This window comes from Acinetobacter sp. CAU_H_60 (assembly GCF_058599385.1).
The window spans coordinates 1417060-1431153 of sequence record NZ_CM178653.1 but is presented as its reverse complement, the minus strand read 5'-3'; the positions used below and the strand labels follow the sequence as shown (position 1 = coordinate 1431153).

The window sequence follows — 14094 nt, the reverse complement described above, 5'->3', positions numbered from 1 at the left end:
GCTCTTTTTAAGCCATTATTTGCTACGGTGTAGACCAGTCTGCTGGGGCATAACCGATCCGGACACGCTGTGGATGATTGCCTACAGGTACACTGGTCACTTTATTGCCTGTCGCGAAATCAATTACGGTCACCACATCCGTTTCACTTTCTGAAATGATACAGCTACGGCCATCCGGACTTCGGGTAGCCCAGTATGGCTTACCTGCAGGAATCAATTTTCCGGCAGTCAGACTCTGACGGTCGACAATGGTGGCGTAATTATCCATCGTGCCCGCAACACAGAGCTTCTCACCATCAGCACTGATCGATAAACCATGATGGCGGGAATCATTCACCCATTTGGTACGATCTTTGGGAATGCTATCGCTACCTGGCAACTGCCCAATACGGGTCACTTTATTCTGGTTTAAGTCATACTCAATCAAACCATTAAAAAATGATACCTGAGCATAGAGTTTACTTTCATCCTTGCTAAAGACCATCGGCCGCACTGAATTAGATAAATCTTTTCGACCAAACGCATCCAATGCCGGTCTAAAGTCAATTTTCTTAAGCACCTGATGGGTATTGGCATCTGCAATGGTGATATAGCGTTTACCCTTGGTGAAATCCTGCCACTGCGCATCAAGAGAGGTTTCTACATTACCAATGGCCGAGTTCAGAATTTTTCTGCCATTATCAAAGTAGATATTTTCATGCGGTTTATCACCCGTCGCAAATCGACCAAGTTCCTTACCAGTATGAATATCCAGTACATGCACCACATTTCCGGAAGATGCGGAAACCGCGACACGCTGGCCATCTGGTGAAACTGCCATATGATCCGCGCGGAGGCCTTCAACTGGAGTACGCCAGTTAATCTTGCCTGTCTTGATGTTGATAGAGACCACATCGGCAAAACTTGGACGGGATGCGACCACTGACTGTCCATCTGGCGTGGAGTACATATCGTCGACCAGCTGATCATTACCTTCACCCGCAGTAGCTTGAATATAGGTATAGGCAATCAGTTTAATGGGATTGAGGTGAATCTCTTTCAGACGCTCCTTACGATCAGGAATCATGTTGATCACACCAACCTTGCCAAAGTCACCTGAAGATCGAATCACTGTAACTGTTCCATCCCAGTTATTACCTACAAAGAAAACTTGCTGGGAATTGGGCGGTTGAGGCAAGGTAGACGAATCTGCCTGTGCAGTTGAAAAGACTGAGAGCATGGCCATCGCGGACAAGCTCATACAGAACCGTGATAATCGTTTTTTCTGGATTTCCATGCGGTATTCTCCATATTTTCTATTTTATTGTTTTTATCTTTGTTCAATCCACAGTCAGGCCGTGGATCTCAATCATCCACTATACAATGAAGAAAAAACCATGCTGAATTTTCCGACAGAATAGAAATATGAGAATCCAGAAAAGTTGAAGCATCCATTGATATGAACGCTTCTAAATGAGGCAGTTTTATTGAAGAATACTTAAAATTTTAGATATCCAATACATCCACAAATTTTGCATCTAGGACCTTAGCCAGATCCAAAGGTTTTAAACCAATATCCAGCCCACGTTTACCCCCACTGACATAGATTTTATTCAGCTGTTCTGCAGATGCATCAATGACAGTTTTCAGGCGTTTTTTCTGCCCAACCGGACTAATCCCACCGACAAGATAACCCGTTAGACGTTCTGCCTGTTTCGGATCAGCCATTTGTAGCTTTTTACAACCAAAAGCTGATGCTACTTTTTTCAGGTTTAACTGATGGTTGACTGGAAGAACTGCCACAAAATACTGCTTCTCATCCGTGACTAATAAAGTTTTGAATACTTCTTCTACTGCTAATCCTAACTTTTCTGCCGCTTCCAGACCAAAGCTTTTGGCATTAGCATCATGTTCATATTCGTGAATGCTATATTCAATTTTTTGAGATTTTAATAATTTGCATGCAGGTGTCATAACAGCTTCGATAGTATTTTGACGGAATCTTCATTATAGCTTATCAATTCTGCTTGGGTTTTATTCTGTGATTCTCCATAGTCTATACAATCAATATATGTTCAAAATACAATCAGATACCATCACCTTTTAATCCGGCATATCTATTCATATCGCACTTTAACCGAACTTAGCTATCTCATTTATCCTTCTAATTCCTCATACCATCCTGGTATTAAGCTTAAAAATTCATCATTTAAAAACTTAGGCAATATTCAGATGAATAACAACGCCTATACATGAAGTGCCATTTTGCCAATGTTATTGAGCGAACATAAAGAATAAAAAATAAAGGTAAGCTTTAGAAAATTGAGCACATTCGTCAATATTAGACGAGGCCAATAAAAGATTAATGAAGAATCATAAGTTTTTAATTTTACGCTTGTGATCAGTATCATTTAGCCAATGTTTAGTAGCAATGAGTCTATCTTTTTTTGCAGAAAAATAATGTGTTATTTGCTTTACTAGCGACATAAAATCCATTTAATACTAAACTTCAGTTCATACCATTTATCAAATAACTTTTTGATTTTTATTCCAAGTTTGATATTTTAGTTTGCATAATAATGAATAGAATAAAATTTTGATTCATCCAAAAATATAATGAAAACCCGGTCTTTTACTGATCACCATAATTTTTGATATGAGCAGAGACTTCGACTAATAATTTTTATTTTTGACAAGCCATTGCCGAATAAACACCCAATTTAAAAGAATTATGAATAAACATTGAGGTCTAACTTACACAGCATAAATGTAACAATTCAGCCAATTCATCTAAAATATAAAAATGATGTAAAAGACGAAGATTTGGTAGTTTTGAACATTGCTAAATGCTTGCAAAGTTTTCATTATATGGCCACTGCGTGGTACATGCTTTTCTATGTCAATTCAAAGAAATTATAAAAATAATGTAGGAATTCATGCCATAATAGGCGAAGTTTGTAGACATCTTGCAAACCTATCCTGAAACTTTTTAACTGGAGCACCATAGATGACTTCGACCATTTTGGTTATTCATGGACCGAATTTAAATTTGCTAGGAAAGCGCGAACCCGAAGTTTATGGTTATTTAACTCTAGAAGATATTAATCAACAGCTCACTGCTCAGGCTGAAAAAGCTACTTTACAACTTGACACTTTCCAGAGCAACTGGGAAGGCGCAATTGTTGACCGAATTCATCAAGCCCAACAAGACGGCGTGCAATATATCATTATTAATCCTGCTGCCTTGACGCATACCTCAGTTGCAGTTCGTGATGCACTTCTTGGCGTGGCAATCCCGTTTATTGAAGTCCACCTGTCTAACGTCCATGCACGTGAGGCATTCCGACATCATTCATATCTATCCGATAAAGCTATTGGCGTGATCTGTGGTCTAGGTGCAAAAGGCTATGCTGCCGCACTCGACTATGTCATTGAAAAAATACAATCTTCTAAACAATCTTAATTAGGAATACTGTCTCATGGATATCCGTAAAATCAAGAAGCTCATCGATTTGATGATTGAATCTGACTTACAGGCGATTGAAGTTAAGGAAGGTGATCAGTCGATCGCTCTGACTCGTCGTAATCCAGTAGTTGCAGCAGCTGTTCCTGCAATGCCTGCACCTGCAGCTGACGTCCCTGCAGCTAAATCTCCTCGTGGTGCAGTTGAAAAATCTCCAATGGTTGGCGTGTTCTATGCAGCTCCAAGTCCAGGCGAAGCACCTTTTGTAAAAATTGGTCAAACTGTTTCTGCTGGCGAAACACTGGGTATCATTGAAGCAATGAAAATCATGAACCCGATTGAAGCAACTCAAAGCGGCGTGATTGAAGAAATTCTGGTGAAAAATGGTGAAGTGATTCAGTTTGGTCAGCCACTTTTCCGTTACCGCGCCTAATCACTTCGGGGATTCATAATGTTGCAAAAAGTTTTAATTGCAAACCGAGGTGAGATTGCCCTGCGCATCGCCCGAGCTTGCAAAACTTTAGGAATTAAAACAGTCGGTGTCTATTCAGACGCTGACAAAGACCTGATGCACTTACGCTTCTGTGACGAAGCCGTGTGTATTGGTCCTGGTGCGAGCAGCGACAGTTACCTGAATATTCCAGCCCTGATTACAGCCGCTGAAATCACCAGTGCAGATGCCATCCACCCTGGTTATGGCTTTTTATCTGAAAATGCTGAATTTGCTGAAATCGTAGAAAGTTCTGGTTTTATCTTCATTGGTCCACGTCCGGAACATATTCGCCTAATGGGGAATAAGGTTTCTGCGATTATTGCCATGAAAAAAGCGGGTGTACCCACTGTACCTGGTTGCGATCATGCCGTGACGATTCACAATGCGCTTGCTGAAGCCAAAGAAATTGGTTTCCCGCTCATCGTGAAAGCGGCTTCCGGTGGTGGTGGTCGTGGTATGCGTATTGTAGAACGTGTAGATACCCTGCTTGAATCAGTACAAGCCGCACAGCGTGATGCAGAAATGTGGTTTGGCGATGACACGGTTTATATGGAACGTTTCCTGCAAAAGCCGCGTCACGTCGAAGTACAGGTTCTAGGCGACGGTAATGGTCATGCGATCCATCTATATGACCGTGACTGTTCTTTACAGCGTCGTCACCAGAAAGTGCTTGAAGAAGCGCCAGCGCCTAACCTGCCAGAACAGGCTCGTGCTGACATTCTTGAAGCCTGTGTCAATGCTTGTAAATTGATGCAATATCGTGGTGCCGGTACATTCGAGTTTCTGTTTGAAGAAGGTGAATTCTTCTTTATTGAAATGAATACCCGTGTTCAGGTAGAACATCCTGTGACTGAAATGGTCACCGGTATCGACATCATTGAGCAGCAGTTACGTATTGCGGCTGGCTTAGGTCTGGATATCCAGCAAGAAGATGTACGCGTACAAGGTCATGCGATCGAATGTCGTATCAACGCAGAAGATCCATCGAACTTTATGCCATCTCCAGGCAAAATCGAGACCTTCTATGCGCCAGGTGGTGCAGGTATCCGTTTAGACTCTCATATCTATCCAGGTTACAGCATCCCGCCATATTATGATTCTATGATTGCCAAGCTAATTGCCCATGGTAAAGACCGTAAAACTGCAATAGCACGCATGAAGCAGGCCTTGGATGAAATGATTCTGACAGGTGTGAAGACCAATATCCCATTACACAAAGATCTGATTCTTCAGGATGAAAATTTCTGTGAACAGGCAATGGATATTCACTATCTGGAAAAACATTTGTTGAAGCAGCTTGAAGGTGCTGAAGACAAAGAAAAAGCTTGATCCGAGACTTGATCTAATAAAAAAACCGCTGAATTCAGCGGTTTTTATATCTAGCCTTCAATCAAGGCAAAATGCGTCGAAGTACAGCAAAACATTGCTCTGCTTTTTCATTGGCACAGAAATTAATGGTATTTGAGTTCTGCCACTTCACAAAATACTGCGAAATCTCGCCTGACTGATCCACCTGATTGCCGGAACAGTCTTTTTCATTATTGTCGTATTTCACCTGCATAATCAGCGCTGGAATCTGTGCAGCCGGATCTTGTGAAGGCTGATAGTCATACAGCCCTGTGGTCCATTCTGAACCGCTTTTAATCACGACGTTGTTATTGCCTTTAAAATTATAGTATTCAACACATTTCTTATTATCTGGAATTTCCATTCCCCATAGCCCAACAATTTCAGGACGGGTATTAATAGTAAAGGTATTCGGAACTTCGATAGGTTTCGTAATACTACTTGCAGCTTGATTATTGTTTTCTGTTGCCATTAGCCAAGATGAGTTCATGAGCAAGACAAGGCTAAGACAGGTTTTTTTCATATTCACAGGCTTCGTTTCAATCCTAATAATTAATTTTAACTTATCATATTTTTCGGGATCATATTCTGCTCTGCATCAGTTTAAATACCGAAATAAAACAAATTTTTATCATTATAGTTTAAAAACATGGATTTCCTTTTTTAATTTTTTTGTATATATTTCGTATACAAACGTATATTGATAACGTAAGTAAAAAACAGATTATTCCAAGAATAAAGTTGTACTTTTGGGTAAAAAGCATTTCCCAAACAAAGTGATATTTCACAAATAAAAATTAGATACAGGACTTAGATTTGCGAATACCTCGAATCACAGACCAGAACTTGAATCCTGAAACATATGCCTACTTGGTCATTCTTTTCATTATTTTAGTGACTTGTTTGATTGGCATTATGACCAGGACACAGGATTACTTAGCCATACTCTGGCCTGCTAACGCTGCCTTGCTAGCCATGTTCTTACGCTTCCCGCATTTAAACAATATGGGCGGGTGGCTAGGTGCTTTCTGTGCATTTATGTTTGCTGATCTGGCGACAGGTAATAATCTATTACAAAGCCTGTTTCTAACACTTGCTAACCTGATTAGTACGATTGTATCGCTATTTTTTATCCGATATTTCCAGATCAATTATAAGTACTACAATACTGGTTTCACTTTCGTGCATATGTTTGGCATCTGCGCATTCGCAGGATGCTTGGCCAGTGCAGCTTTTGCCGTGGCTACCTTACCCAATCTTCCTCATTCCTTTATGACCAAGGAAAATTTATGGATAGATTTTGGGCTGTGGTGGACAGGTGAAATGGTAAATTACATTATTGTCCTGCCGCTTTTTCTAGCCTTTCCTAGAACCAAAGATCTCAAGTATTTATTTAAAAACCGCAGAAAGAAGCAGAACTCTTTTAGCTATCTGCTGCCAGCAGGTACGGTAATCCTGTGTATTATCCTGAGTAATATTTTTGTCGGTCCAGGTGCCCTGCTTTATCCGTTGGCAGCTTTAATCTGGGCAGCACTGACCTATCGCATCTTCACAATTGCAATTATTAATGCCTTTGTAATCATTTTGATGTATTACAGCCTGACCCAGTTCTATGCCACTACACATGATACGTTGGCAGACTCGACCATTTATATCTCATTAAGGATCGGACTATTTATGCTGGCATTATCACCGCTGATCCTGTGTATCATCAGTCAGAACCGCAATGATCTGTTTAAACGGGTATTGTATTTGGCCAATCATGACAGTCTGACGCGTACCATGAACCGGCATTTTTTCTTTCAGAAAGGTGAATATTTACTACAACATTCCAAGAGTGTGCAGTTTTCCCTGATTATGCTGGATATTGATCATTTCAAACGTTTAAACGATCATTTTGGCCATCATGTGGGCGATAAAGTGCTGCAACACTTTGCTGAAATCATCCGTTCTAATTTACGTTCTCAGGATCTGTTTGCGCGTATTGGTGGTGAGGAATTTGTGATTTTGCTTTGGGATACCAAACCATCTAAGGCCCAGTTTATTGCCGAGCGTATTCGTGAACTGGTAGCTAAAACGCCAATGTATCAACCTGATGGATCACCGTTATCGATTACTGTGAGTCTCGGGATTACGCATCAACATGCCCCGCTTTCTCAGGATTTACAGCAACTGATCAATACCGCGGATCAGGCCTTATATCAAGCCAAACACTTGGGACGTAATCAGGTGGTGCTTGCATCCTGAACTGAAACCCTCTACAACCTTATAACAATATCAACGCTAGGGAATGCAGATGAAATTTGAAGAATACTTACAATACGATGGATTAGGACTGGCTGAACTGGTTAAAAATAAACAGGTGCATTCAAGTGAACTTTTATCAGTTGCCTTAGAACGCAGTGCAAATATTAATCCTGAAATCAATGCCATTATTATTCCCATGCATGAGCATGCCTTGCAACGTACCCAGCAAGATCTGTCTGGTCCGTTTGCCGGTGTTCCATTTCTGGTCAAAGACCTGTTTCAGGAATATGCAGGTTATCCAACATCTTATGGGTGTCAGGGTTTAAAGCGCATCGGTTATATCGCCGAGACTAATGCTGAAATTGTTAACCGTTGGGAACAGGCAGGTATCGTGACCTTTGGCCGTACCAACACCCCTGAATTCGGAATTAAAGGCATTACCGAGCCAGATGCCTGGGGTAGCTGTAAAAATCCGTGGAATTTAAGACATAACAGCGGTGGCTCATCAGGTGGTTCTGCTTCTGCTGTGGCAGCCGGCATTGTGCCAATTGCTGGTGCAGGTGATGGTGGTGGCTCAATTCGTATTCCGGCTTCCTACTGTGGTCTGTTTGGTTTAAAACCAAGCCGTGGACGTACACCGTGGGGGCCGCAAATGAGTGAAGCAATGCATGGTGCTGCCATTCAACATGTACTCACTAAAACTGTTCGGGATAGTGCAGCAATGCTGGATGCCACCCATGGTGAAGATCGCAGTTCACTGTTTACCATTCAACGTCCGCATACACATTATCTGGAAGTGATTCAGCAACCACCAAAAAAATTAAAAATCGCATTTAATACCCGTTCCAGCATCGATACGCCTGTTTCTCAAGATGCTATTAAAGCGGTAGAACAAACTGCCCGTTTACTGGAATCTTTAGGTCATGAAGTCGTTGAGGATCAACCGCAGATTGATGGCATGCAACTGGCTAAAGATTTTATTACGACGTGGTTTAGCCAGTTTTCTTATATGCTGGACGAAATCCAGAAAGGCTATCCATCCAGATCAGGCGATTTTGAACTGGATTCTCTGGCGCTAGCTGCTTTTGGTGCCAAAACAACGGCGATTGAATATATCCAGAATCTGACTAATTGGGGACAATATGTAACCCAGATGAATCATTTCTTTGATGATTATGATCTCTACCTGACACCAGCCACAGCCACTGTTGCACCCAAAAATGGCGAAGTCAAAACACCAAACTGGCAGAAGCCGATTCTTAAAGCTCTATTAAAAATGAATAAGGCACATTTATTGGCACAAGGTAAGCTGGTCGATCAGATTGTAAAAGAAAACCTGAAATGGGTGCCATTCACGCAGCTAGCCAATATTACCGGCCTCCCAGCAATGTCTATACCGCTTTACTGGAATGAAAATAACTTACCTTTAGGTTCACAGTTTATTGCACCATTTGCCCGTGAAGATTTACTGTTGCAACTGGCCGCTCAATTAGAACAGGCTCAGCCCTGGTTTGATCAATATTCCAAAATCCGCATTTAATTATTCAATCGTATCTTAAACCTGCTTTTGCAGTTCGACTTTGTTGGGTAAGCCAAATACCAGCAATAGGCCCAGCAAGGTCGAGAGCGCAGCAGCAATAAAGATTGATGTTCCACCGACCTGATCCCAATAACGACCAGCTAGAATGCTGCCACTCGCTACGCCTAAGCCCCACATGGTGCTATACAGTGCCTGTCCACGGCCTTGTTGCCCAGCCGAGAAGTTCTGGAAAATAACCCGCATGGCAATCATGTGAAATAAGCCAAAACTCAGGGCATGAATGGTCTGAGCAAAAAACTGTGCCAGAAATGACGATGGAAATAAGCCTACCGTCAGCCATCTTAAACCGGTCATTAACAGGCATAGCATCACCAGATGACGCCATGACCAGCGTGTCAGAAAAAATGTAGCGTAGGCGAATATAATGATTTCAGCAATGACCCCAACCGACCAAAGCAATCCGATCTGACTGGTACTAAATCCATTCTGGCTGAGATAGTTACTATAAAAACTATAAAACGGCGCATGTGAAAACAGCATGATCAATTCAATCAGGAAAAAACTGTATACCACTGGACGCTTGAAGATCGGCCATAAGGCTTCGAGTTTTTTCTGAGCTGTCGGTGCTGCTGTAGGTTCTTTGATGGTAAATGACCAGAGAAAAGCCAGAAATGAAATACAGAGCAATAAGATTGGTAGCATACTGATGCTGATAATTTCAAAAATTGCCCCTAAACCAAATACGCCAATAATAAATCCAATAGATCCCCACTTACGCACTTTGCCATAGAGCTCTGCCCTTTTCTCACCTAACCAGAATAAAGTCACGCCTTCAAACTGAGCCAAAATTGCATTCTGAAAGAAACTGAAAATCAGCATAAGCAAAGCGACTGACTGGAAGCTATTTGGAATGATAAAAATCATGAACCAGATACAGGCTTCCATCCAGGTAGCTATACGCACCAGCAACATGCGTTTCCCGGATTTGTCTGCAATCCACCCCCAAATAAATGGCGCAAAAAATCGGGTGACAATCGCAATCGAAGATAAAATCCCAATTTCCTGATAATTAAAGCCTTGATCTTCCAGATACAGACTCCAGAAAGGCATGAATGCGCCCACAATCGCATAATAAAAAAAGTAGAAAAAACTGAGTCTGTAATGAATAGCTAGAGATTGCATCAGACTAGATTCTCTTCTATTTCTAATAACTTAAAATAAATATAAGTTGCGCTGAGTTGCATTGATTGGGTCTCGGTCATATTTAAATTAACTATAGATTTATATTCATGGAATTTTAAAAGGCTCTTAAATCTTCGAAATAAATACTAGGTTACTTGACTTGAATCATAGAAATACCTAGGCATAGACAGTTTCATTAAAAGAATTAAAGAGCCTATAGCTGTTTTACAAGGCTTATGGGTCATGCATGAAAGCGGTATAGAAAGCTGTGAAGAAAATTAAAACTTATAAAAATATGAAATTGGTGTAAGTTTATTTTGATCTATCTTCCAAGGATTATATACAGATATCTCTCCGGAATTCTCTACAATTGTTAAGTCGTCTGATACTTGAATTGAATGGACAACACTTAAAATAATGTTACTGTTTCCTTGATAAAGTTCGACTTCATTTTTAGTAAAAATTACTTGAGCACCTAATGACCGAGTACCTTTTACTTCTACATAAAATTCTTTACCATTTTTATATGCTAGGAGGTCATAGGGTTTATATGCGCAGACTTTTTGCTTTTGCTCGTTATATTCTTTTACCTTAAATCCTTCATTTTCTAAATATTTTATAGTTACTACAGTAGAGTACTTTTCAATAGATTTTCTTATCTTTTCATTTTCCTCAAACCCTAATCCTTCAATCTTCTGATTTTTTGTATTCTCTTTTTCCATAATAATATCAGTATTACTTTGAAGAACTATTCCTTCATACATATTTACATATTCAATTGCTTTTGGTATCCATTCATAAATAACTGTATTGAAGTTCTTTAAAGTTTTGTCTTGTTCATACAAATAAAAACTATTAGATTGGCCAGGATTTCCTTTTCTCTCCCCATAAATTGAATGCCCTATACGATAAGCTCTATTTTTTTTAGGTAAAAGAAAAGCATCACTAGCTTTAACTTTTAAGAAATATCCATTAAGTTCTGAATTAATACCTGGTCTTGAAATATATTGTCTTTCTCTATATACCGTTGCATTTTTATACCAACCAACTATCACTGCACGCGTTACTGGGCCTCTAGCATTAACCTCTAACTCAGGGTCAGTTGTAAAAAATATCACGAGTACATTATCTACTTTAGTTTCAGACTTTCTTATTTTGGGATCAATACGTTGTAAGTTAATACTTCCAAAATTCACTCCATCTGGTTTATATCCTCCAGGCTGAAAGTAACCATAAATATAGTTTTCAACACTCAAAAAATTACATGCTTCAAAACCAATATTATCTTCATTATATTTTCCTCCACCAACAGGTCTTTCATCAGCTGCTCCTTGGTAATAACCCATATTTCCAATACGAGCAAATAATACTTTTTGCATTCTTTATATTCCCTTAATTTTAAATACATTATAGTCATAGGTTTTCTATTTTAATAATTATTAATTTGCTAAATCAGTTTGAAGTAAATAAACCTATCTGACTACTCAATGCCACCTTTCCATAATTCAGATACATATCTGCATCCTTTGACTATATCTTTCAGTACCTATTCAGGCTATGACTCTTTAAGCTTAATCCTCATGATATTATCAATATCCATAGACTTAATTGAGCATTAATTTAGCTTATTTGAGATTCTAATATTTAGACAGCTTAGCACTGTAAGATTATAAGTCTTATTAAACCTATGCTTTAACTGTTATAACATCTATCAATGTAACATTCTTACCTATTCTATGAAATTAACTTGTATATTCTTATTAATTTGAACAGGCATTCTTAATTTTACTCAAAAAAAACCCACATCATTGGGGACGATGTGGGCAGAACTCTAAATTCAAAACGTGGAGATTTTTGAACATATGGTAAAATATAGTAAAAATATTGCATGCAGTCAATCACACTTTGATATTAAGTCGATGATTAACAATCATATCGACCGATAAAATAGAAATAAGTCACTTATTCAAATTTCTAGTTAATCTCAGTCTCTTTGACCAGATCTATTACTTAGCTTAGCTAGGCTATTCAAGCCAGATACATAGTAAGAAATTAAGCTAAACTTTTCTTTAGGCAATAAAAAAGCCCACATTGCTGTGGGCTCTTCCCCTTTATCATTTTGCGCTGATTCAGGATTGTTGACGAAATGTACAACGGTCAAACAATAGCCAATTCATGACAAATATAAATATATATAGAAATTAAATATCTATCCATACATAAAAAGTCTAAATTGTGATCTTTGGAGTCAATAATTTCTAGTTTGAACTTGATAAAGCTTTATTTTAGGCAACAAAAAAGCCCATCTTTCGATGAACTTCTGCAAAATAACACCTAGTAATAAGTGTGTTATCAGATCATCTGATCAATCTAATCCCCATGACTAGTTGCCCATATAAGTCTTCCTTATTCCGCTTGTTGATCTAAAAACTCTTTAACAAGATTACTTTTTTAAATTGTTGATTCCATCTCGGTGCATAATATTGATCGCTATCACCCTACTATTCACCTTGATCTCTAGTCCAAATCTTTAAACTTTTACATGAAATAAGCGATCTAAAAGTCAGCAAGACTTTTCTTGATCATGGAAAATAATAATACTGCGCAAACCGCGAACAATAGCCCTATCAAAGCAAATAAAGGATCCTGATAAATAAGACCTAAAACCATGAGAGAAACAGCAAGGATGACGAGGAAAATAATGCCGCATATTTTAAAGAGATACATATCCAGAACCTAAAGCAAAAGCTATGCTTTCAAGAAGCAATATTTATTCCTTTTTAAATAATTTTTATATTTATTATCTATATAAATTGATCAATATTCTATTTATGGGTACGAAGCTAGAGTATGAAATACGGATCTACTCAGTAACCATATTTCGAGCAAAATTCAGAAATCCAGACATTAAAAAGCCACTCTAAAGAGTGGCTCAATGATCAAATATTTTAATTGATATTCAATTATAGCGGTCATTATTTTCAAATAAGAATTTTAATAAATATTCATTCTTTACCCGAAATAATCTCGACATGCATTCCTCCATGAAAGATCAAAATATTCCTGATCTACCTGCCGTCTTTCAATCAGCACAATATTTTTATTTACTACAATAAACCTCCGATGCTTCATTTCATTCGTAGATTTATCTCTGAAACTAACCTCACCACATTCTCCCTCTTGTTGATGAAATTGAACCAGATCTGAATTGGGTAAAGCATTCCTTACCATCTCCCTAATTTTTTTTAAATCCTCATCCTGTAGGATCTTAGAGTCAGCTTCTTGCTGTGTATTTGGTTGACTACACCCCAGAAGTATTAAAGCTACAAGAGGCAAGATAATTAGTTTTTTCATAAGCTGTCCTCCTGAGAAAGAGGATCACATTATTTTTAAAGTATGGCTATTATTAAAATGAATAGTTTTGTAAACCATTCAACTTTATCAATAAATTTAATCAGGAAAATTTAGAACAGATGAAAAGGAAAAATAGCTAAAAAGAGTTTGCTGTTTCTCTGAAAATAGCAAAGTTCTGAAAATTATATAAGACTTGTCAAAGATGACTTTACTGAAAGAATGAGAGACCTCACAACCTTCTCTTGCTAGTGGTGAGGTCCTTTAAAGGAATTATTCAACAGGATTTGGTGCTTGGCTATCTACCTGTTCATTCTGAGGAGCAGGATTGTTTGAACCGTCCTTTTTGTATTTCATTTTCTTATAACAATAACCCGCAAGTACCCCTGCACCAATTAACGTTAATAACTTCATCTTTCACCTCATGCTCATAAATGCAAGCCTATATAACTAACATCTATATTTGTAGCTTTCCAAAGCCATTTAGAGTGT

Annotated in this window: 12 protein-coding genes; 5 read left to right on the top strand and 7 right to left on the bottom strand. The window is 38.7% G+C overall.

What is annotated here, in order from left to right:
- Positions 1–22: 22 nt before the first annotated feature.
- Together AC4MBN_RS06610 and ybaK are read right to left on the bottom strand one after the other, a co-directional pair.
- Positions 23–1276 carry a YncE family protein gene (locus AC4MBN_RS06610; RefSeq protein WP_491880881.1) on the bottom strand — a complete coding sequence of 418 codons (1254 nt, stop codon included), beginning with the start codon at positions 1274–1276 and terminating at the stop codon, positions 23–25.
- 209 nt (positions 1277–1485) lie between these two features.
- On the bottom strand, positions 1486–1953 hold the full coding sequence (gene ybaK, locus AC4MBN_RS06605) for a Cys-tRNA(Pro) deacylase (protein ID WP_180003611.1): 468 nt from the start codon (positions 1951–1953) through the stop codon (positions 1486–1488).
- 1033 nt (positions 1954–2986) lie between these two features.
- On the opposite strand from ybaK, the gene aroQ reads away from it, so the two are divergent.
- The 3 genes from aroQ to accC are packed head-to-tail and all read left to right on the top strand — an operon-like array spanning position 2987 to position 5264.
- Positions 2987–3442, top strand: coding sequence for a type II 3-dehydroquinate dehydratase (aroQ, locus tag AC4MBN_RS06600; RefSeq protein WP_004785950.1), 456 nt, complete (start codon positions 2987–2989; stop codon positions 3440–3442).
- Positions 3443–3458: 16 nt separating this feature from the next.
- The gene (accB, locus tag AC4MBN_RS06595; RefSeq protein WP_004785952.1) at positions 3459–3875 is read left to right on the top strand and encodes an acetyl-CoA carboxylase biotin carboxyl carrier protein; all 417 of its coding nucleotides are present in this window, start codon (positions 3459–3461) and stop codon (positions 3873–3875) included.
- Positions 3876–3893: 18 nt separating this feature from the next.
- Complete coding sequence (accC, locus tag AC4MBN_RS06590) at positions 3894–5264, top strand: acetyl-CoA carboxylase biotin carboxylase subunit (RefSeq protein WP_175967543.1); 1371 nt, start codon at positions 3894–3896, stop codon at positions 5262–5264.
- 61 nt (positions 5265–5325) lie between these two features.
- On the opposite strand, the gene AC4MBN_RS06585 is transcribed toward accC, so the two are convergent.
- Positions 5326–5772, bottom strand: coding sequence for a hypothetical protein (locus AC4MBN_RS06585; RefSeq protein ID WP_180179365.1), 447 nt, complete (start codon positions 5770–5772; stop codon positions 5326–5328).
- A gap of 326 nt (positions 5773–6098) precedes the next feature.
- Here AC4MBN_RS06585 and AC4MBN_RS06580 point away from each other — a divergent pair, with 326 nt between their 5' ends.
- Together AC4MBN_RS06580 and AC4MBN_RS06575 are read left to right on the top strand one after the other, a co-directional pair.
- Positions 6099–7529, top strand: a complete 1431-nt coding sequence (locus AC4MBN_RS06580) for a sensor domain-containing diguanylate cyclase (protein ID WP_180179315.1) — start codon at positions 6099–6101, stop codon at positions 7527–7529.
- 49 nt (positions 7530–7578) lie between these two features.
- On the top strand, positions 7579–9069 hold the full coding sequence (locus AC4MBN_RS06575) for an amidase (RefSeq protein WP_419365245.1): 1491 nt from the start codon (positions 7579–7581) through the stop codon (positions 9067–9069).
- Positions 9070–9084: 15 nt separating this feature from the next.
- Here the strand turns inward: AC4MBN_RS06575 and AC4MBN_RS06570 are convergent, their stop codons facing one another.
- The 4 genes from AC4MBN_RS06570 to AC4MBN_RS06555 form a co-directional block, all read right to left on the bottom strand.
- Complete coding sequence (locus AC4MBN_RS06570) at positions 9085–10251, bottom strand: MFS transporter (RefSeq protein WP_491880880.1); 1167 nt, start codon at positions 10249–10251, stop codon at positions 9085–9087.
- A gap of 278 nt (positions 10252–10529) precedes the next feature.
- Positions 10530–11630, bottom strand: coding sequence for a protein NO VEIN domain-containing protein (locus AC4MBN_RS06565; RefSeq protein WP_312331940.1), 1101 nt, complete (start codon positions 11628–11630; stop codon positions 10530–10532).
- A gap of 1633 nt (positions 11631–13263) precedes the next feature.
- On the bottom strand, positions 13264–13605 hold the full coding sequence (locus AC4MBN_RS06560; RefSeq protein ID WP_419365251.1) for a hypothetical protein: 342 nt from the start codon (positions 13603–13605) through the stop codon (positions 13264–13266).
- Between the two features lie 270 nt (positions 13606–13875).
- Positions 13876–14016, bottom strand: a complete 141-nt coding sequence (locus tag AC4MBN_RS06555) for a hypothetical protein (RefSeq protein ID WP_175967540.1) — start codon at positions 14014–14016, stop codon at positions 13876–13878.
- Between the last annotated feature and the right edge of the window lie 78 nt (positions 14017–14094).